Source organism: Streptomyces sp. NPDC046197 (genome assembly GCF_040646295.1).
Lineage (GTDB): Bacteria > Actinomycetota > Actinomycetes > Streptomycetales > Streptomycetaceae > Streptomyces.
The window spans coordinates 1-21,477 of sequence record NZ_JBEYZY010000058.1 but is presented as its reverse complement, the minus strand read 5'-3'; the positions used below and the strand labels follow the sequence as shown (position 1 = coordinate 21,477).

Below are 21,477 nucleotides of genomic sequence, written 5' to 3'. Positions count from 1 at the left end.
CGTGATGAGCGCACTAGAAGATCTTCTACGCGGGGCAACCCTTGCTCTGGAGACCCGCGGACCAGGTAGCACGGACGTGGTAAGGGGAACGGGATTCCTGGTAGCGCCGGGCATCGTCGCGACTTGTGCGCACGTGCTGGCCGATCGGCTGGAGGAAATGTCCGGCACCGTTGTGTGGGCCCAGGCGGCCACTGGCCGCGAGCTCGTGCTCGAAGCACCGCCGGAATGGTACCTGCGTGTCGACGTCGGTGGGCTGGATTTGGCATTGCTGCGCATGCCGCTCGACACCAACTTGCCGCATGTCCTGCTCTGTGACGTGCTGGAGCCCGGAGACGCAGCGTGGACCTTCGGTCATCCGGCGGGCCAGTTCCGGGCCGGGCAGTCGGCGCTGTTCACAGCGCAGGGCGCCTCCAGGCTGCGCGCAGTGGACGCGCACGGCCGCTCCCTGGACAGGGAGTGGCAGCCAGAACGGGTGTACGGCACGCCAGTGGGCGGCGGCTACAGCGGCAGCCCGGTACTCAGCCGTCGCACCGGGGCTGTGTGCGGCATGCTGTGCTCCTCCGACAAAGCAGGCAGCGCGCATATGGTGTCTGCGGCCGACATCCTTGTCGCGCTGCCTCAGATCGCCGAGGTACAGGTCGATGCCACCCGCAACGGCAAGTGGTTTGCTGAGCTCCGCGACGACCAGATCCGAGCTGGCGGCTGGGCCTATCCCGGCCCGCGGCTACGTGCCTACCTGCAAGCCGCCGTCTTGGGGGCGCGGGAGCATCCGTATCCGGGCCTGCTGACGGAAATTCGTCCCCGCCGGCTAACCGGGGTGCACCTAGACCAGTTGGTCCGGCCCATCACAACGCACCAGGACTACGGCGTGCACGCTTCCTCCTCGGCGCTGGCTCCTCCAGGAGCAATGTCTGCACAAGGGATCCTGGATCAGGATGGAGACGCTCTTGTGATCGCCGGACCCGGCGGCGGCAAGTCGACCCTGCTGCGCAGCGGGTTGATCACGTTGGCGGAACGGTGGGGCGCGGGTCAGACCGGTGGATGCAACCGGGCGCCAACAGGCCGGTGGGTCCCGGTTCTGGTGCCGGCCGCTGACCTGGTTCTTCCTCTCAACCTGCATGACGCGATCGCGGCCAGTGTGGAGAAGGACCTGAGTATCGCGGCTCCGTCGCAGGAGTGGCCGCCGCAACTCTTCAACTCCGAACCGTTGCTTGGAGTGGGCTGGCTCGTGTTGGTCGACGGTTTGGACGAGATTACGGATGCCGAGACACGGCGAAAGCTGATTGCCAAGCTCAGGAACGCGTCCCACAGACGTGACTCGCCCTACCGGTTCGTCGTGACGACCCGACCGCTACCCGCCGCGGAGATGCCGGGCGAGCAGTCCGGGGACTGGCCGCCGCGGCGCTATGAGTTGCTGCCCTTCAACAGCGAAGATCTCGACCGGTTCGCCGCGCGGTGGTTCACCGAGGTCCAGTCACCAGAGCAAGTAGCCCGGGACTTCATCAGCGAGCTGCGACGGCAGGGTTTGTACGAGCTGGCCTGCACTCCCCTTATGGCGACCATGCTGTGTCAGCTGTACACCGACCACCCCGACCAGCGGCTCCCGGACAGTCGCGGAAAGATCTACCTGGCCTTCGTCGACCTGTTGTACGAGCGACAACTCACCGTTGGCCTGCGGGCCCAAGCCTGCGCTGCCCTGCAGGAATCCGGGCAAGACGCTGTCGCGGAGGCGGAGCACATGCTGGACAGCCTCCCGGACCTGATTGCCTACCTGGCGGCCGAACGGCACGCCGGCAATACCGCTCCCGCACTGGACCTTCTCTCCACCCAACTGGCTGCACGGCGCCCGTCGAAGGTCTCCGAGGCGAAGTGGAGGATCTTCCTGGAGGCGGCCCTGCGTGGCAGTGGCCTGCTGACTCTGCGCGCGGGAGAGGCTGTCTTCCTCCATCAAACCCTCCTGGATTACCTCGCTGCTCGGTATCACACGCGCGATCAACATTCTCGCCTCCAGGCATACGGCAAGCTCAATCACCCCGCCAGATACCGGCGTGGCGCCATTGAACCGGGCGTCAGCCCCCGGGTATGGGGACGCAGATTCTGGAAGCCGCCGAGGAAGCACGCTGACTCCTTCGTGGGATTCCTCATCGACCTCGGCTATGCAGACGCCACCGGCTCGACTTCGGCTCTGGATCGCCTCCTGATGCGCCTGGCCACGCAAGGCGGACTCGAGGGATGCGAATTCATCGCCCGGCAAGCACGACAGGGGACTTGGCTTCCGCAGTCCATTACCCGTAGTGCTGCCGTGACCCTCGCGGACCTGGCCCGGGAACCGAGGCGCCTCTTCGGGGTCTGGGACCGAGTGAAGGCGGCCAGGGCCCTGGCCGAGCTCGGCGAGCAGCTGGGCATCGACCTGCTCGCCTCACTCGCCCAAGACCCGCTCCTAAGCGGCGGGGAGCACGTAATTGCGGCCGAGGCGCTGGCCGGGCTCGGCAACCCGCGGGGCGCTGACCTGCTCGTCTCGTTCACCCAAGACTCGAGCCTCGGCCAATGCCGGGTGAAGGCGGCTTGGGCCCTGGCCGGGCTCGGCGACCTGCGCGGTCTTGACGCGTTCGCTCTTATGGCTCAGGACTCAAACCTCGACGACGCAGACCGTCTGGACGCAGCTGAGGTGCTGGCCGGCCTTGACCCTCGACGTGCTGTCAAGCTGATGACCGGGCGCACCCCACAACGCCCCTTCGAGGCGCTGGCCGGAGTCCGTGACCAGCTGGGCGTTGACCTGCTCGCCTCGCTCGCTCAAGACCCGAGCCTCGTTGGCTGGCTCCGCGTGCGAGCGGCCGGTGCTCTGGCCGAGCTCGGCGACCGGCGTGCGGCCGGCCTGCTCGCCCTCCTCGCCCATAACCCGGACCTCCGCAGCGACGATCGCGCGAGAGCAGCCGAGTTGACCGAGCGCGAGTTCACGCCGACGAGGCCCACCCAATGGTGAGGTTGATATCCCCGGCCATCGAACCGATCTCCCACCAGGTGTCGCCGTTCCGTGAACCGTGGTTCTGGATCACTTTCCGTGCCAGAGCCACGGAGGGTCACCACAACCGCGATCATGAACGGCCGTAGGTGATGTGCTCCTCCAAGACCTGTGGTTCCACCAGGTCGAAGGTGTCCTGATCGAAAACGTCGTGGCCAGTGGGGGGTCGGTGGTCGTGCGGGCCCGTACGGCAGCGGACCAAGCTGCGTGTCCTGCCTGCGGCACGGTGTCGAGCCGGGTACACAGCCGGTACGTACGCCGTCTCGCTGACAGCGCGGTCGCCGGACGCGCCGTAGTGATCGAGTTACAGGTCCGGAGGTTCCGCTGCCGTCAACGGGCGTGCCGGCAGGCGACGTTCGCCGAGCAGGTGGACGGGCTGACCTTCCGGCATGGAAGGCGAAGCACCGGCCTCCAGGCGGTCCTTGAGCGGCTGGCGGTGATGCCGGCCGGCCGTGCCGGAGTCCGCCTGGCGCACGCGCTCGCTCTCCGAGCCCACCACCCGCGACGAGGACGACGACTATCTCGACGACTACCGCAAGGTTTTCGGCGACGCCGCAGACCGGGTCTGGCACGAGCAGCGTGATCGGGGCGCGATCCTCATCAGCGACAACGGATGCGGGATGACCAGTTGGCTCATCATCGTCGGCCCGTGTGAACGATCACGTAATTCCCCGGGCCCGGCGTCACGTAATTCCCCAGGTCCTGACCTCGTCCATGTCTACTTGATCGAGGGCTTGTTTGTCTTCTCGCTGCCTCCTCCTCGGGGCCGCTTGTTGGGCCGGTAGCTGGGGCCGTTCATGATCACCTGGTGGCTGGTGTTGATCAGCCGGTCCAGGAGTGACTCGGCGACGACGGGGTTGGGGAAGAGCGGATACCAGTCGCTCGGCGCCCGGTTGCTGGTCAGGATCAACGACCGGCCCTGCCGCTCGCTGACCAGCTCGTAGAGGTCGTCGGCCTGGGCCGCAGTGAGCTGGCGCATCGCGAAGTCGTCCAGGATGAGCACGTCGGGACGTACCAACTCGCGCAGTCGACGGTCCCAGGTGCGGTCCGCATGGCCGCCGGCCAGGTCCGCGAGGATGCGGCTGGTTTTGGCGAACCGGACGTTGGCGCCTTGGCGGATGGCGAGGTGGCCGAGCGCCTGGGCGACGTGTGTCTTGCCGACGCCGACCGGCCCGAACAAAATTACGGACTCCCCGGTGTGCAGCCAGCGCAGGGCAGCGAGGTCGCGGATCTGGGCGGCGGGCAGCTTCGGGGAGGCTGCGAAGTCGAACTCCTCCAGGGTGGCCTGCTGATCGAACTTCGCCCGGTGCAGGCGGCGTTGGAAGGCGACGGTGTCGCGGCGGGTGATCTCGTCCTGGCAGAGCGTCTGGAGGAATTCGAGGTGCCCGAGTTCGCCGCCGTGGGCCTGGGCGAGGCGGGCGTCCAGGGTCTCCAGCATGCCGGAGAGCTTCAGCGCGCGCAGTGCGTCGCGCAGGGCGGTGTCCATGATGGTCATCACGCAACTCCTTCGTCGTGACGGTGGTCATCACGGTCGTCGTTCGTCATGTCGGGGGTCGCGGCGGCGGCGAAGAGCCGCTGAGGTCCGTGCAGGAAGGCGGCGGCTCCGCCGTCGCCGGAGGTTTCGGGGGCGGGCTCGGTCTCGGTGCCGGCGACGAGGATGCCCTTGATGGTGCGGTAAGACGGGTCGCCGACGAGGGTGGCCTTGGCGCAGGCAGCCTCGAGGCGGGTGTCGCCGTACTTCTTGCGCAGTCCGAGCACGCCCTGGGCGGCACGGAGCCGGTAGAGCGCGTTGATCTCCAGCAGCTGGTCGATGACCTCGCGACAGGCGGCGCCGACCTGCGTGGACTGAGTGCGGCACCATTGCGGGGTCCGCATATGGAAGGCGATTTTCTCGGGCGGGTAGTCGCCGTGGTGGGTGCGTTTTCCCTGTTCAAGTGCCGCATGGGTCTTGACCAGTTCGCCCTCGTGGAAGACCTGCACGAAGGCTTGGGTGGTGCGGACGTCGACGCGCTGGCCGATCAGTTTCCACGGCACCGAGTAGAGGGTGCGGCCCACCTTGATGTGGATGTCCGGGCCGACCGTCGCGGCACTCCAGCGGGCCAGCACGAACGGCGTCTTCGGCAGCGGCAGCAGTGTCTCGGCCTCGACGGCCTCGAACACCGACAGTGGAGATGCCCCGCCCAGCGGCCGGCACTGCCGCTGCCCGGCGACCTCGCTCGCCCAGCGGATCGCATCAGTCTGCATGTGCTCGAGGGAGACGAACTCCCGTCCCCGCCACCACGAGTCCCTTATATAGGGCATGGGGCGCTCGACTCTGGGCTTGTCTTTTGGCCGGCCGGCGCGGGCCGGGTCCACCAACGCGCCGTAGTGGGCGGCGAGTTCGGCATACGCCTTGTTGATTTTGGGGTCGTAGAGGTCGGGCTTGTCGACCCCGGTGCGCAGGTTGTCGGGCACGAGACGCCGGGTGACGCCGCCGAAGAACCGGAAGGCTTCGACGTGGGCTTCGGTCCAGGCGTGCTGGTCGAGGTGGATGACGGGGCGGACGAACATGTGCCGCGAGCAGGCCAGGATCATCACGAAGGCCCAGATCCGGTGCCGTTTCCCGCTGCGGGGGTTGATCCACTGGCCGAGGAAGCCGTAGTCGATCTGGGCCTCCAGGCCCGGCTCGACCTCATCGCGCAGGACGGTGACCTGCGACCTTCTCGTCTCCTCGGGCAGTGTCGCCGTTATCCACCGCCGCAGACTCGACACCGACGCGGTCAGCCCGTGTTCGTCCCGCAGCCGTTGATGGATCGTGGAGACGGTCACCGTCCCCAGCAGGCTCTTGATGTAATCGCCGTGCTTGTCGATCTCCGGCCAGGTCACCTGCCTCAGCCGGGCGTCGGCGAGCTCGGGGAACCAGTCCTTGATCAGCCCGGCCCAGTCCGCCGCGGTCATCGCCGGGCCGCCCGGACTCATCCCGGCGGCCTCCGCCGGGGCCAGATACTTCCTGATCGTCTTGCGGTCCACTCCCAGCGACGCGGCCAGCTCGCTCTTGGAACGGCCCGCATACCAGTGGACGTAGATCTCGGTCACATCGACCACGTTGAACGTTCTCCTCGCCATCGTGCGCTTCCCTCGACCTCGAACCACTGATCGAGGAAGCGTCCGTGTTCTCGACGGCCAGGACTATGACCCCCGCCACCCGTCGTCCCCATGGGGAATTACGTGACCGCGGGGGTGGGGAATTACGTGACGCGGAACCCGCCCCACCTTGGGAATTTCGTGATCGCTCACAGCCCGCACCGCGGAGAACTCCGCGACCGGAACGTTGGGACCAATCCGCCCTACATACCGTCAGGGCTCCGTCAAGTTCCGTGATTGCGCGGAGGGTTGGCGATCGGATCGGTAGGGGCGGACAGCAGAGCAGGCACGGGGGTTCGTGATCATTGTGGTGTCGAAGCCAGATGATCACGAGGACGTCCCGTGCCTGCTGTTGCATCTTCCCCCATCCCTGCCGTGCTGGAGAAGCTGGGTCCGCTGGATACGGACCGGATCGCTGACCTGCGTCCCTACCTCGAATCGGTTCCGGATCCGCGCTCACGCCGGGGCCGGTGGTACGCGCTGACGGCGATCTTGCTGGTGTGTGCCTGCGCGGCCGCCTGCGGCGCGAAGAGCATCGACGAACTCGCCGAGTTCGTCGGACGGGCCACGAACTCGCTGCTGGCGTCCCTCGGGATACGCCGTCACCTGCTCGACTGGCGGCCCAGCCCCAAGCCGGTCACTATCGGACGCGTCCTTCAGGCACTTGACGGCGACGCCCTGGACCGGGCCGTGGGCGCCTACCTGGCCGACCGGCACCGCATCACCGCGTCCGCGGACGTGCCCGGGGCCCGATCGCGGCAGGCCATCGCCGTGGACGGCAAGGCCCTCAAGGGCTCAGCCCGCCTGGACACGCCGCGCCGTCACCTGCTCTCGGCGGTCACCCACGACCGCGTCGCCACGATTGCCCAGGTCGAGGTCGGTGCGAAGACCAATGAAGTGTGCCACTTCAAGTCCCTGCTGGCACCAGTCGACCTCGCCGGCACCGTCGTCACCTTCGATGCCCTCCACTCGGTGAAGGCCAACATCACCTGGCTGGTCGAGACGAAGAAGGCCCACTACATCGCCGTCACCAAGACCAACCAGCCCACCGCCCACGCCCAGCTCGCCGCCCTGCCCTGGACCTCGATCAAGGTCCAGCACACCGCCTCCGTCACCGCCCACGGACGGCGCGAGTCCCGCTCGATCAAGACCTGCGCCATCGCCGACAACCTCGGCGGCATCGCTTTCCCCCACGCCCACCTCGCCATCCGGGTCCACCGCCGACGCAAGCCCACAGGCCGGCCCGAAACCCGCGAGAACCTCTACGCGGTCACCAGCCTCGCCGCCCACCAAACCCGCCCCGCCGACCTCGCCACCGCCATTCGCGGGCACTGGGGCATCGAAAACTCCTCCCACTACATCCGAGACGTCACGTTCGCCGAGGACGCCTCGACCATTCGCACCGACACCGCGCCCCGCGCCATGGCCACCATCCGCACCCTCGCCATCGGGACCCTGAAGATCCTCGGAGCCGACAACATCGCCAAGACCACCCGAGCCATCCGTCACGAACCCGAACGAGCACTCGCCATCCTGGGCATCACCAACATCCAGAACACTCAAGGAACTTGATCAAGCCCTGACATACCGTTCGTCGATGTGCACGGAAACCGCCACAACTTCCACACCCGGTATCTCGAATGGCTCGAGCGAAGCGAGAGGGAAGCCCTGGGATCCTGGGACGACGGTCCTGGCCCGCAGTAGCTCTCAGGTCGGCGGCCCCCGATGTCCAGCCCATGCCGGCACCGGCAGCACCCTCCGCGCCATCCGCCCACTCCGGCATCCGCCCCAACCCACCGCTCCGTTCGACCCGGGCGGCCACACGACCGGAAGAGAAACAGCTACTTACCTGTAGGGGGCGTACAGGCCGTAGCTTTGTTTGCCAGGGCTGTTGAGGGACCCCGTTGCGTGCAGTGAACGGCGTATCCCTGACGCGGCATAGTGCCTGCCAACATGCGGAAGTGCGGCTCAGTTCGCCGCTGCCACGCGGAGGGCCCGGCTGAGCAGGACAGCGTTCCCGAGGCGGCGGCGCAGTTCCCTCTCCAGCCCGGCGACCGGGACCAGGTTTTGCGGGGCCCGGGTGTCCTTGTACTCGCAGCTGGCGTACCGCGGCAGCACCAGCTGCGAGAGGTTGGCCAATGCGATCGCCTCAGCCGTGGGGATGTCGGCGGCGCATTCCAGTCGCACTACTCCGGCCCAGGGGGCGCCGGGCGTACAGGGCAGCCGTAGGTACCAGGCGTGGCGGTCCCATGAGGTGCCCATCAAGAACACTGGGCTGCGTTCGCTGGTGGCCAGGGTGGCGATCATCGCGTGCAGGTCTGGCGGCAGATATGCGGTGCGGTGGGACTTGATGAACCCCAGCGCCCGTGGCAGATGGGTGCGGCCGCGCAGCGGACCATCCACGACCAGCAGGTCCGAGTTTTCGGCGACGCCGTGGCCGGCCAGGGCGGTGCGGGCGTTCGCGGCGACGAGGATCTCGAGATCGGCGAGTCGGCGTTGCAGCGCCGCCGAGAGCAGCGCTGGGAGGTTCTCTTCCTGGTCGTCGGGGGTGATGTTGGCCTGGTAGGTGCCGGCTGTGGTGGGTACGTCGGCGGCGTTGGTGGCGGTGGTGAATAGGCCGCGCCGCGACTCGATGGTCAGCAGGTGCGCGCCGCGGTCGGGGCAGCAGCACACGGTTCCGGCCGCGTACGAGGCGCACAGTGCCATTGAGGCGTGCCGGGCGTCGTTGATGGCGCCTGTGGCCTGCTTGGCGGCTGGGGGTTGCTCGATCCAGATGCGGGCTTCGACGCGGCGTACGCCGTCGACGAAGATGACTGCGCCTGGGTCGGGCAGGTGCGAGGGTGAGATGGGCTTCCAGTCGGCGGGGGCGAGTTCGATGTCGGGGGTGACCTTGGCGGTCGAGTCTCCGATGGTGATCTCCGCGTTCTCGACGCTGGAGCCGTAGGTGGGATCCCAGCTGTCGACGTGGAACCGCATCCGGGCCGCATGCGCTGTGCTCGTCATGCGCCTTCCCGGGTGATGACGGAGGTGCCGGCTTCGCGGCGCACGTGGTACTGGACCGGTACCTGTTCGGCGAGTCCGGTGACGTGGGTGATCACGCCGACCATCCGCTCGCCTTGGGCGAGGTTTTCCAGGGTGTCGGCGACTGTCTGGAGCGATTCGGGGTCCAACGTACCGAACCCCTCGTCGAGGAAGATGGACTCCAGTTTTGTCGTGCCCCCCAGGCCGGCCAGCTGGTCGGACAGAGCCAGCGCCAGGGCCAGGCTGGCCTGGAACGTTTCGCCTCCGGAAAGGGTGCGAACGGAGCGTTCCGAGTCGGCGTCGGAGTGGTCGATGACGTAGAACTCGCCCTTGCGGTGGCTGAGGTCGAACCGGTCGCCGGACAGTCGGCGCAGTGACTGTGAGGCGCCCGCGACCAGGGTGTCGAGGGCTGAGTCGGCCAGCCACTGCGGGAACTTGTTGGCTCGCATGAGCCTGGCCAGTTCGGCGGCCACTCGTTGCCGGGTGCGGGCGGCATCGATCTTGTCCCGCAGTGAGGCGGCGGCGGCGAGGCTGCGTTGGATCCTCTCCGCCTGCCCCCGGGCTCGTTCGGCTGCGACCGCCACCATTCGGGGTGCCTGGGTGGCGCGCCCGGGGCCGTCGCCGAGGTCGTGGGAATCCAGGTCGTGGTCGCGCAGCAGAGCTTCCAGTTGGTCCAGGAGCTGCTCGGCTTTGTCGTTTGCGGCCTGGGCATCGGCTTGCGCCTGCACGGTGTCGGCCTGCCGGTCGCTGGCCTCGCGGGCGGCCCAGCTCGCCAGGGCGGCCCAGGCGGCGGCGAGGTCGTCGGTGTCGAGGCTCGGCGGGGCGAGTGCCGCCACCGCGTCCCGGGCGGCAGTCAGCTCGGACCGGGCGGTCGCGGTGCAGGCCTGCCACTGCTGCAGCTCGGCCTCCGCGGCCTTGACCGCTTCGCCCGCCTGGCTTACCTGAGCTGTGGCGTTCTCTACGGCCGTTTCGAGGCGGGTGCATTCCTGGAGCAGGTCCGGCAGCGCGTCCGCCGGCGGGGCCTGGTCCAGCTGCGTCTCCAGTTCCCTCAGGCGGTCGGTCAGGGTGTTCTGCTCGGCGGTGGCGGCTGTGGCGCCCTGAATGGCGGTGGTGTGGGCGCTGTGGGCGGCGGTGTGCGCTTGCTCGGCGGCTTCCAGCGCGGCGGTCGCGTCACGGTGGGCCTGCTCGGCGGTGGCGGCTTCGGCTGCGGCGGTCGACAGGTCGCTTTCCACCGTGGCGGTCTGGGTGCGGGCCCATGCTTCCAGGTCGGTCCAGGCAGTGGTCAGGTCGTCGGTGTCGACGGCGGGCGGGTTGAGTTCGGCCAATGTGCCCAGCCGCGTGTGGAGGTGGCTGCGGGCGCGGTCGAGTTCCCCTCGCATCGTGGTGGCGGCGGCCGTCGTGGAAGTGTGTGCGGTCTCGGCCTGCTGTACTGCGGCGCGTGCCTGCTGCTCGGTGGCGGCCAGCTGGTCGCGTGCCGAGGTGAGTTCGTCAAGACGGGCGCGGTCGGCGTCGCAGTCGCGTTCGGCTCCGGCGGGACGATCGGGGAGCAGCGTGCCCAGCCGCTCGTCGAGCATGGTGCGCCGTTCGGTGAGTGCGTCCACGTCGCGCTGCTTGGCGGCGGCCGCTGCGGTGGCGGCCTGGTGTCGGGCGAGCAGATTGCGGTGTTCGTCTGCCGCAGTGGTGCGGGCGGCCTCGGCTGCGGCGAGAGCCGGGTCGGACAGTGGGGGCGGCAGGACGGTGACGTTCTGCTCGCAGACCGGGCAGGTGTGGCCCACTAGGAGCTGAGGGCGCAGCAGCGCGGCGCCGGCGAGCGTACGGGCCTTCTCGAACGCGTCCGTGGCTGTTTCGAGGCGCGACTGTGCGTCGGCGGCTGCGTTCTTGGCCCGGGTGGCTGCCTCTTCGGCGTCGTCCAGCACGTGAGTGGCGTCGGCGAGGGAGTCGGTGGCCTGGACGAGCTGGTCGAGTGTCTGGCGCGCCTCGGTGATGCGGCTGCCGTCGCCGGCGGCGGTGAGCGCGGAAGCCGCCTGGGCGTGCTGGTCGCGGGCCGCGGCCAGCCGTTTGGCTGCGTCGTCGACCTGGTGGGCCAGTGCCGCTGCTCGGCTAGTGAGGTCGGTGATATCGGCGGGGGTCCGGATGGGAGCCAGCAGCTGTTGGCGTTGCTGAAGTGCGGTGTGCGTCTGCTGGGCTCGGTCGCGGCGGTCGCGGGTCTTCTCGATGTTGCCGCGGGCTGCGGTGACGGCGTCCGCACAGGCCGTCAGCTGCTCCGTGCACTGCGCCAGCTTCTGCTGGGCATGCGCTGCAGTCGCGATGACCGTGGCGCGGCGCTCGGCCAAGGCGGCCTGCTGGGTGTATTGGTCGCGCGCGGCCTCCAGGGCGGTGCGCTGGGGACCGGATTGGGCGGCTTCGGTGGCGCCTGTGAGGGTCTGGACGGCGGCGTCGGCGACGTCGCGGGCCTTCTGGACGGCCTGGTGCGCCTCCTCGGTGCGTCGCTGCAGCTCTTCGATGCCGTCCGGAGTGCGGATGGGAGTGAGCAGGGCGGCCTCGGTGCGCAGCTTGTCGATGCGTGCGTCGGCTTCGTCGGCGCGGGCGTGGGCTTCGGCGATGCGGGGCACGAGCTGGTCGACGGTGGCGGCCAGCTGCTCCAGTACCGCAACTCGTGCCTGCGCGCCGGCCTCGGCTTCCGGGGTGGCGTCGGCGTGCTGGTCCAGCTGGTCGGTGAGGACCTCGATCTCCTTGTCCGCTTCGGCCGCCTGGGCGCCTGCGCGCTTGCCGATGCCTTCGTACTGGGCGGCGCCGAGGAGCTTGAGCAGGATCTGCTGCCGGTCGCTGGCCTTCGCGGACAGGAATCGGGCGAAGTCACCCTGGGGCAGGACGACGCAGTGGCGGAAGTCGTCGAAGGACAGCCCGAGCAACTGCTCGATGGTGGTGTTGAGTTCGTCGATCTCCCCGGCCAGTACCTCTGGTTGTAGCCCGTCGGGGTCGATGACAACCGCAGTGGGGTCGGCGAACCTCACCAGGCTGACGGCCTTCTGCTGGATCTGTTGGCCGACGCGACGGACCTCGCGGGCGACTTGATAGCGCTGGGATGCGACGTCGAAGGTGAGCGAGACCGTGCAGCGGTTGCTCGTGGGGGCGAGCGCGTAGGAGATGGCGTTGCTGCGGCCCCACCGGTAGGCCGAGCCGTACAGGGCGAACGTCAGTGCGTCGAGGATGGTGGATTTGCCTGACCCGGTGGGGCCGACGAGGGCGAAGTAGTCGGCGTCGGTGAAGTCGACCACGGTGGGGGCGCGGAAGCCAGCGAAGCCGTTGAGCTCCAGGCGGACGGGACGCATCTGAGGGGTTCCTTTGGCGGGGTGGTCGGGGGCTGCCTGGGCCGCTGGGTCAGGGGCGGGCGGTCGAGCGGGTCAGGTCGTCGTGCAGCTGGTTGAACAGTGCCAGGACCCGGTCGTCGCTGACGCCGACGCTGTGGCAGTAGTCGGAGAACAGCTGCGCGGGTGTCTTGGTCGGCTGGTCGGTGGCGATGCCCGCCTTGGCGCCGGTGCTGGCGTGATCGGGGTGGATCCGGACCTCGAGAGCGTTGGGGAGGGCTTCGAGCAGGTCGTCGCGCATGCCGGCGTAGGCGGGCTGGGTGACCACGAGCCTGAGGTAGTCCTCGCCGTAGTTGGGGCGGGCGGCGGTGAGCTGGGCGACGGTCCCCTCGACGGTGCGCAGCCCGCGGCCGGTGGTGATCGGGATGTCGGTGATCTTCGCGGGGGTGCCGGGGGAGGCTTCGACGAGGCAGACCACGTGGGTGTTGTCCTGCTCGCCGAAGTCGATGGCGTAGGGGGATCCGCTGTAGTGCACCGGGCAGGCGGCCGGGATCTGCTGCCGGCGGTGCAGGTGGCCCAGGGCCACGTAGTGGGCCTCCACAGGGAAGATGGCGGCGGGCACGTGGTACTCCATGATGGATTGGGCGGCCCGCTCGCCGCCGCCGAAGACACCGCCGGTGCACGTCAGGTGCGCCATGACGATGTTGACGGCCTCCGGGGTGAACGTCCCCGTCAGGTTGTCCAGGACATCACGCACGAGCTGGTCGTAGGCGCCGACGTTCTGCGACGGGGTGTTGGCGATGATCTCAGCTGCGCGGACGGCGTAGCGCTGGGAGAGGAACGGCAGCACGGCGACGTTGACGTGCTCGTTCGTGGACTTGGCGCGGAAGCTGTGCACGCCGCCCTTGGTGGCCGGCCGGGCCTGGCCGTAGACATGGATGCCGGCGACACCCATCAGCGGCTTGTAGGCCTCGAACGTGGCACCGTGGTCGTGGTTGCCGGCGATGAGGATGACCTCGATGTTCCGCTTGGCCAGTCCCATCAGGGTGCGCACGACGAGCCTTTGGGCGTCCGCGGTCGGCGCGGCGTTCTCGTAGATGTCGCCGGCGATCAGGACGGCGTCGACGTCGTGGGCGACGGCGATCTGGGTGATCTCACGCAGTACGCCGGTCTGCTCCTCGAGCCGGTTGCGGCCCTTGAGGGTCTTGCCGACGTGCCAGTCGGAGGTGTGGAGGAACTTCACCGGATCGGTCCTTTTTCGGGGTGGGTCAGCGGAGCAGCGTGCCGCGTCGGACGTGGGCTGGGGGTGGGTCGGCGAGCGTCAGAACGGCGGGATCTCGTCGATGGCGCCGTCGTCGGGGTCATCCGTCCACGGGTCGCTCTCGGTTGGCGGCAGCTTGCTGAACGGCTCCGGTCGCGCCACACCGTCGGCGTGCCGGCCGGCGGGCGGGATGCCGGTGGTGAAGACGGGGTCGGCGACCTCGGACAGGCGCGTGGCCCAGGCGGGGAAGGGGAACTCGACGGCCAGCGGAACCGGGATCTCGGGCTGGGAGACGAACATGGTGCCGGGTTTGGCGAGGGTGGCGCGCTGCCGCTGCGAGGCGGGCAGGAAGCCGTACTCGGGGCGGCCGGCCTCGGCGGGGTCGAGCCGACCGACGATCTTGATCGAGGAGTTCGACACGATACGCCGTTCCACCTCGGAGGCGGTCTGCTGGGCGCCGATCAGGATGATGCCGAGCGAGCGGCCGCGTTCGGCGATGTCGAGCAGGACGTCCTTGATCGGGGAGGAACCCTCGCGGGGCGCGTACTTGTTGAGCTCATCGATCATCGTGAACAGCAGCCCTCCCGGGCCGGCCTGCTCCTTGCGGTCGGTCTCCGCGGCGAGCACGACACCGACGACGAACCTCTGCGCCCGCTCCGGCAGGTTGTGCAGGTCCACCACGGTGACCTGCTGGTGCGAGGTGTCGATGGAGTGAGCGACCGGACGCTCGGTGACCGTGCTCAGGTCGCCACGAAGCAGGGGGCTCAGCGGTCTTTGGGACGACCGCAGCCGCCGCACGAATGCGTTGACGGTACCCATGCCCACCGCCTGGCCCGCCCAGTCCACGCGCGTGACATCGTCGGTGACCTTCTCGGAGATGAAGTCGATCATGTCCGCCCAGGTGCGGATGATGGTTCCGTCAATGGCGACTGCGCCGTCGTTCCCTGCGGCCTGGGCCTCGCGGCGCAGCCGGCTGGTGACCTGGTGCACGACGATCGTGTACTGGTTCTTCTCGTCTTCGACGTCGGCGAACACGTACGGGAGCAGTTCGCGTTGGCAGAACTCCGCGAGTGTCCACCAGAACGCGGTGACGCCGCTGGTCCGGCCGGTGACGTGGGGGCGTCCTGTGGTGTCACCAGGCAGCGGCGGAGCGTAGAAGCCGGCGGAGGCAAAGGGGCGAGCGGGCAGGCCGAGCCGCGCGTATGCGGCGCGTAGCGTCTCGTCGAGGCGGGTGTTGGGCTGGTCGACGAACAGCAGGTCCTCGCCCTTGACCGAGAAGATCAGGGCCTTGGCGTTGACCGTGCGGGCCCCAAGGGCGCCCGAGGTGAACAGCGAGTGCAGCAGGAATAGCGCGAAGCTGGTCTTGGTCGCGACTCCTGAGATGCCTGAGATCGACACGTGGGCGCCGCGGGTGCCGTCGAGGAACTCGAGGTTGAGATAGATCGGTTCGCCGTCGCGGCCGATGCCGGCGGGGATCCGCGCGTCCATCTTGTCGAAGTACAGTGCGGCGTCCCGGTCAGCGCCCGCGGCCCGGATCGCGACTTCGCCGGGGCGTGGTGGGACGTAGCACTCGGGCTCGACGCGGGTGGTGGTGACCTCGGCGATCTCCTGCACGGTCGCCGGCAGGATTCCGTCGGCGATGAGGAACACATCCGAGCCAAACGCAGCCCCCTCGTGGCGGGCGACCACCTCGGTCACCACACCGGAGGTAACCACCGTGCCGTACCCGGGGATCCTCCGGCGGGTACTGACCACGTCGTCGAGCTGCAGGTACGCGTCGGGGGAAAGGGCGACGTGGAACTTCAAAGGCGTGGAGTCCTCAGTTCCTGCAACCTTCCCAACCTCCTGATCGGCATCCCCATTGATGGGCAGGCCTCCAAGCGGTAGCCGGCTCGTCAGGGGCGCTGAACCGCGGCCGGAAGTCGTGCTGTCAACGCCGGGGATCTCGGAGTCGGTGTCGGTCATCGGCGGTCCTTGTGCCTATCTCATTGTGCGTCGGGGCGGCCCTGGCGGCAGGCGGTGGACACCGTACGCCGGGACGCCGAAACTACTGGGCAGTTCCACACATTGCCGAGACTCCACGGCTGCCGCGTCCTGACGAGCGCAGGGGCGACGTGCGCACACTGCTCCCCCGGCACTCGGGCTTGCCACCGCTCGCGTGCCAGAGCCCACCAGCGAACGTCCCTCGTTTCCAGGTGCGCACCATCGCCGTCGGACCGCCACACGTAAGCCGAAGACGCGGCATCGCTGATCGCCAGCGGGTGATGTCGCGGAAGGTCCATCCGCGTCAACACGCACTGGCGGATGGCGTCGATGGGAGGCAGTCTCACCGCTGTCGTTTCCCCCGGCCGCGATGTGGGGGGCTGGACCGAAGTCGGCCTACAGACGCGCGTCCTGACCCCCTCGTTCTGCTGTGCGCAGCCGAAGAGCCGGACGTTTTCGGCACACAGAGATGCCAGATACACCCCACACCCCCGGCGTGCTGGGGCCCGCACCACGGACGGCACAGGCGGTAAATAACCGCCTCAAGTACCCCCACCCGCACGCGGTCCTCGCGCATCCTACACACGATTCCTTCACCATGCACACACATCCCACAACCTCCCGCACAGCCCCTGGAAGCGACCCGAGCATGCGGCTGACCGGCGTCCCTTCGCCGCCGGATCTGAATGCGCAGCGACGAGCCCGGTATGCGGCCTCTCGAGACACGCGGACATATCCGGCGTACTGGCGCCCGGTGGCTGATGCGGTCCTTTGACATCGCTCGTGTACCTTCCGAGAGCCAGGTGCCGTGGGCTGCCAGGTCGGCTGCCATGCAGCGTCATAGCGTGGGTCGCGTCTTCACCAGGGCGGCTCTCCCTGGCTGCGGAAGGGCGACTGGCTTTCGTAAATCCATCGGCGGCCAGACCCCCTACGAACACCTCAAGCAAAAGACCACGACTCAGGCGTAATCGATCTTTGTCAGTGGCACACCGACACCGGGCCAGGTCCAAGTCGGCAAGAAGCCCAGCCTGCCATGAGAGCGCCGCCACGGCCGGGCCGGCGACGGAAACTCATGCCTCGTCCGGGGCCCTTTTCACTGTCACGCTCCTACATCGCACGATCACCGGAATGCGTTTGGTCCCCCACCGGCACGCTGCGGCGTGATGCCGCCCAGGAGCAGTAGCCCGTCAGTAACCCGGCGCCGAAGGCTGCCAAGCTCGGCAACGAGCACGGCCGGCTTTGGGGGGTGGGTTCCTCAGGCTCCGCCCATACCACCGCGGCCGTAGCCAAAACCGCCTGTTTCCTCCGGAGTTCGGGAACCGCAGTGTGGGCCGCCTCTATCTCGTGCCTGCCGGTTGCCCTGGGTGCGGTGCTGGGAAGTTGCGGTGCCGTGAAAAATCACGGCCGCGTGCGGCTCTTGCGCGGTGGGTGGCATTCCGGGCAGCGTTTGCCGGTCCCGCCACGACGGGACCGCTGATCGGGCGTGGCTTCCCACCGTCCCTGACAACCGGGCTTCGAACAGGCCCACCGGCATTCCTTCGCCGAAGTGGGCCTGAGGTCCTTCGCGGTCAGATCCGGTTCGTCGATGACCTCGACCAGTTCGTCGGCGAGGGCGGGGTGTATGTCCTGCAGGGATTGACCGGGCTTGGGGCGCACCCGGCCGGCGGTGCTGCGCTGGCGAGCACATCGGGGGCATCCGCTCGACTGTCCTGAGCGGCGGCTTGGAGGGGCGGGGTACTCGAATCGGCAATGCGGTTCGGGGCACCTCCACCGACAGGTCCTGTTCGAGGTCGGCAGTAGATCGAAGGCGGTCCAGCCTGGATGGCCGACGACCTCGATCAGTTCGTCGGCCAGCGCCGGGTTGATCTCGGCGAGCGATTGGCCGGGTCCTGGTCTGCTGTTTGCTGCGCCTACCCATGCGTGGGCGCAGCGGCTGCAGCCGCGCCCGGCCAAGGTCCGGCTGTACAGGGCTACTTCCCATTCGTAGCCGCACTCCGGCTTGCGGCACCGCCAGGCGCACACGTCGTTACAGCCGGGCGGCATGCGCTCGGGGGCCCGTCCGGGGTTGGTGAGATTCGCGACGAATTCCTCCGCAAGGTGCGGAGCCACGTCCACCGCCGACACCTCCGGGCCGGCCACGGCCGTCTCCCACAGCCGCGCCCCCTTGGTGAGGGCCGCCGTGACCTCAGCTGGTGTGAGCTGGCGCCAGGAAAGACCACGGCGGCGCAGCGCGAAACCCACCGCTTCTGCCCACTGTTCGGGGTCCACGCCCGGCCCTGCCTCATGGTGGAAAAGCCCATTCACGGGCACAGGGGGCAGGCCGCGGCTGCGGATGCGCTCCACGTCGAGTCCGGCGGCGAGGGCCGCCTTCGTCTTCGCGGTGTCACGCTCCAGGCTTCCTGGCCTGTCGTGCGTCCATTGCGGATCCAGGTCGATCAGCAGCCCCGGCGCCGGCTCAGGCAGGTACAGGTCGAAGCGGTCCTGTCTGCGCCCGGGAAGGCGGACGCGTTGGTCCACCTCCACGCTGAGCCCGGAAGCGGCCTCGACCAGCATGGCGACGTTGCACTCGAACGGGGACCGGCCGTGGCCGGTGCAGTCCGGGCAGCCACGCCCGTTGGTGCGGTTGGCGACCTTCGCCGGCCAGAAATGCCCCTGCCCGCACTGCCACTCGCACAGGTCATGGGAATGCGGAAGGAGGGTGTCCGGCCCCCGCTCAGGCCGGCTGAGGTTGCGGCGGAACTGCCGTGCCAGCGCAGCATTCACTTCGGTCAGCGATTCCCCCGGGCCGGGAACCCGGTTGCGACGCTTCCAGCACTCAGGGCACCCGGTGGGTTTGATGGCACGGGTGCGAAACCGGAACTGGGCGGGCCACTGGTGGCCGCACTCGTCTGCGGAGCAGCGCCACTGGCACCGGTCCGTGGAGGACAGCGGCATATCCGCCAGAGGCGTCCCCGGCCTGGACAGGTTGGACACGAACTCATCCCTCAGCCGGGCCCGAACTGCAGCCACCTCATTGTCGCTTCTCCGTTTTCCCATGACTGCAGATCCTGACAGCCGTCACTGACAACGCCCGACCGCGGATGGTCCACCACTATGGCCACCGCGCCTGGTCGAGGCCTGGGATTAGTACGACGCGTGGCTCCGCATGCGCTCGTGACCAGCGCAAGCATCCGTTCCACTGGGAGGGCACACCCTTGATCTATTGCGGTATCGACTGGGCCGAGAAGACACACGACGTCGCCCTGGTCGACGACACCGGCCAGCTCGTCGCCAAGCGGCACATCACCGACGACGTGTCCGGCTACAAGATCCTCCTGGACCTGCTCGCCGAGCATGGCGACAGCGAGGAGGATCCCATCCCGGTAGCGATCGAGACCTCCCGCGGCCTGCTGGTCGCCGTCCTGCGGACCGGCACGCGCAAGGTCTTCGCGATCAACCCGATGGCCGCCGCCCGCTACCGCGACCGGCACGCCGTCTCGCGCAAGAAGTCCGACCCCGGCGATGCACTCGTGCTCGCGAATATCCTGCGCACCGATATGCACGCCCACCGGCCGCTGCCCGACGACAGCGACCTGGCCCGCGCGATCGCCGTCCTGGCGCGCGCCCAGCAGGACGCCACCTGGAACCGGCAGCAGATCGCCAACCAGCTCCGATCCCTCCTGCGGGAGTTCTACCCCGCAGCCCTGGACGCCGTCGGCACCTGGGCCAACGGCCTGTGCCGACCAGAGGCCCGGGAACTGCTCAAGTCCGCACCGACGCCTGCCAAGGCCGCGCGGCTGACCCGAGCCCAGATCCAGGCCGCACTCAGGCGGGCCGGCCGCAAACGCGGCATCGAAGCCGAGGCCGACCGGCTGCGAGACATCTTCCGCGGCGACTACGCCCATCAGCTGCCGCTGGTCGAGGAGGCACTCGGCAAGCAGATGCTCGCCCTCGTAGTCCAGTTGGAGGCGGCCTGCACCGCCGCCGATGACCTCGCGAAGGCGGTGGAAGAGACGTTCCCCCAGCACCCGGACGCCGAGGTGCTCCTGAGCTTCCCCGGACTGGGCGTCCAGCTCGGTGCCCGGGTCCTCGCCGAAATCGGGGACGATCACACACGCTTCGCCGACGCCCGCAGCCTGAAGGCCTACGCAGGCTCATCGCCCATCACCAGGGCCTCCGGCAAGAAGTCGAGCATTACCCGCCGCTGGATCAAGAACGACCGCCTCAACCACGCCGGATACCTCTGGGCGTTCTCCGCGATCACCGCCTCACCCGGAGCCAAGGCCCACTACCGGCGCCGCCGGGACGACCATGGTGACTGGCACGCAGCCGCACAGCGCAATCTCTTCAACCGCATGCTCGGCCAGCTCTATCACTGCCTTCAAGAGCACGAGCTGTTCGACGAACAGACCGCCTTCCCCACCGCGCTCGCCGCCGCAGCTTGACACGTTAGTGCCGTGAGGTGTCTACGTCGGGCCGATGGAGTGGAAGCAATCAGGGTGGTGTGCGAGCGCATCCTGCAGGAGCTGATCGAGGCCGAGGCCACCGATGTGATCGGTGCCGCGCCGCGTGAGCACTCCCAGACGCGCACGACCTGGCGCCATGGACACCGGGACAGGCTGCTGACCACGCAGGCCGGTGACCTGGACCTGAAGATCCCGAAGGTGCGGAGCGGGTCGTTCTTCCCGTCGTTGCTGGAACGCCGGCGGAGGATCGACCGGGCGTTGTTCGCCGTGGTGATGGAGGCATACGTGCACGGTGTCTCGAACCGCTCGGTCGACGACCTGGTCAAAGCACTCGGTGCGGACAGCGGGATCTCCAAGTCCGAGGTCTCCCGCATCTGCGGTGAGCTGGACCAGGAACTGACCGCGTTCAAGGAGCGGCCGCTGGACCACACCGTCTTCCCCTACGTCTTCCTGGACGCCACCTACTGCAAGGCGAGGGTGAATCACCGGATCGCATCGCAGGCCGTGGTCATCGCCACCGGGATCTCCGTCACCGGGCACCGCGAGATCCTCGGGCTGATGGTCGGCGACAGCGAGTCGAAGCCGTTCTGGACGAAGTTCCTGCGCTCGCTGCGGGCCCGCGGCCTGGAGAACGTCCAGCTGGTCATCTCCGACAGCCACAGCGGTCTGGTGGCCGCGATCCGCACCGTTTTCCTCGGCGCGGCCTGGCAAAGGTGCCGGGTTCACTTCGTCCGGGACGTGTTCTCGGTGATCGAGAGGGGCTTAGGGGAGATGGTCGCCGCCACCATCCGCACCATCTTCGCGCAGACCACCGGCGAGCAGGTGCGCACCCAGCTGAACGTGGTCGCCGACATGCTCGGACGGCAGTTCCCGCAGGTCAAGACGATGCTGCTGGAGGCCGCAACCGACATCACCGCGTTCGCCGACTTCCCGCCGGCGCACTGGAAGAAGATCTGGTCGACCAACCCGCTGGAGCGGCTGAACCGGGAGATCAAACGACGGGCCGACGTCGTCCAGGTCTTCCCCAACCCCACCGCCCTGGACCGGCTCGCCGCCGCGGTCCTGGCCGAACTCCACGACGAGTGGCAGGTCTTCGACCGCCGCTACCTCTCCGAAGCCTCCATGGCCGAGCTCTTCACCACCAAGCCAACCGAACCCGAACCCGAGATCACCCCACAACCGGAACCGAAACAACTGCCGTGACTACACCACCCCGCGGCAACGCCAGTGCGTTAAGGATGTGTGCGCCCTGTCAAGAGGGCGGGACCTCTGGTAGTTCGCATGGTGTCGAAGCCATTGCGAGTGCCCCGGAGG

At 68.4% G+C, this 21,477-nt stretch carries 12 protein-coding genes; 5 read left to right on the top strand and 7 right to left on the bottom strand.

Annotated features, from left to right (window positions below; genetic code table 11):
• The first annotated feature begins 4 nt into the window (after positions 1-4).
• Both AB0A61_RS38810 and AB0A61_RS38805 read left to right on the top strand, forming a co-directional pair.
• Positions 5-2,983 carry a trypsin-like peptidase domain-containing protein gene (locus AB0A61_RS38810; RefSeq protein WP_361303692.1) on the top strand — a complete coding sequence of 993 codons (2,979 nt, stop codon included), beginning with the start codon at positions 5-7 and terminating at the stop codon, positions 2,981-2,983.
• Positions 2,984-3,116: 133 nt separating this feature from the next.
• Complete coding sequence (locus AB0A61_RS38805; protein WP_361303689.1) at positions 3,117-3,605, top strand: transposase family protein; 489 nt, start codon at positions 3,117-3,119, stop codon at positions 3,603-3,605.
• Positions 3,606-3,740: 135 nt separating this feature from the next.
• Here AB0A61_RS38805 and istB read toward each other — a convergent pair whose 3' ends face one another.
• Positions 3,741-4,517, bottom strand: a complete 777-nt coding sequence (gene istB, locus AB0A61_RS38800) for an IS21-like element helper ATPase IstB (protein WP_361303686.1) — start codon at positions 4,515-4,517, stop codon at positions 3,741-3,743.
• Positions 4,517-6,106 (bottom strand): IS21 family transposase, encoded by a 1,590-nt coding sequence (istA, locus tag AB0A61_RS38795; protein WP_361303716.1) that lies wholly within the window; start codon positions 6,104-6,106, stop codon positions 4,517-4,519. Before istA ends, istB begins: the two co-directional genes overlap by 1 nt.
• Positions 6,107-6,520: 414 nt before the next feature.
• Between istA and AB0A61_RS38790 the strand changes: the two genes are divergently transcribed.
• Positions 6,521-7,717, top strand: coding sequence for an ISAs1 family transposase (locus AB0A61_RS38790; RefSeq protein WP_361303683.1), 1,197 nt, complete (start codon positions 6,521-6,523; stop codon positions 7,715-7,717).
• Between the two features lie 396 nt (positions 7,718-8,113).
• On the opposite strand, the gene AB0A61_RS38785 is transcribed toward AB0A61_RS38790, so the two are convergent.
• From AB0A61_RS38785 to AB0A61_RS38765, 5 genes are all read right to left on the bottom strand, one after another.
• Positions 8,114-9,148: a hypothetical protein gene (locus AB0A61_RS38785; protein ID WP_361303680.1), complete on the bottom strand. Its 1,035-nt coding sequence runs from the start codon at positions 9,146-9,148 to the stop codon at positions 8,114-8,116.
• Complete coding sequence (locus tag AB0A61_RS38780; RefSeq protein ID WP_361303677.1) at positions 9,145-12,498, bottom strand: SMC family ATPase; 3,354 nt, start codon at positions 12,496-12,498, stop codon at positions 9,145-9,147. The genes AB0A61_RS38785 and AB0A61_RS38780 overlap by 4 nt, the downstream gene beginning before the upstream one ends.
• 49 nt (positions 12,499-12,547) lie before the next feature.
• A complete protein-coding gene (locus tag AB0A61_RS38775) occupies positions 12,548-13,717 on the bottom strand; it encodes an exonuclease SbcCD subunit D (RefSeq protein WP_361303674.1) in 1,170 nt (389 codons plus the stop codon).
• Between the two features lie 78 nt (positions 13,718-13,795).
• Positions 13,796-15,541, bottom strand: a complete 1,746-nt coding sequence (locus AB0A61_RS38770; protein ID WP_361303671.1) for an ATP-binding protein — start codon at positions 15,539-15,541, stop codon at positions 13,796-13,798.
• Positions 15,542-17,116: 1,575 nt separating this feature from the next.
• Positions 17,117-18,691, bottom strand: a complete 1,575-nt coding sequence (locus tag AB0A61_RS38765; RefSeq protein WP_361303669.1) for a zinc-ribbon domain-containing protein — start codon at positions 18,689-18,691, stop codon at positions 17,117-17,119.
• A gap of 221 nt (positions 18,692-18,912) precedes the next feature.
• Here AB0A61_RS38765 and AB0A61_RS38760 point away from each other — a divergent pair, with 221 nt between their 5' ends.
• Together AB0A61_RS38760 and AB0A61_RS38755 are read left to right on the top strand one after the other, a co-directional pair.
• On the top strand, positions 18,913-20,142 hold the full coding sequence (locus AB0A61_RS38760) for an IS110 family transposase (RefSeq protein ID WP_361303666.1): 1,230 nt from the start codon (positions 18,913-18,915) through the stop codon (positions 20,140-20,142).
• A 12-nt stretch (positions 20,143-20,154) separates the two neighbouring features.
• Entirely contained in the window at positions 20,155-21,366 is a 1,212-nt protein-coding gene (locus AB0A61_RS38755) for an IS256 family transposase (protein ID WP_361303663.1), read from the top strand.
• Positions 21,367-21,477: the final 111 nt, after the last annotated feature.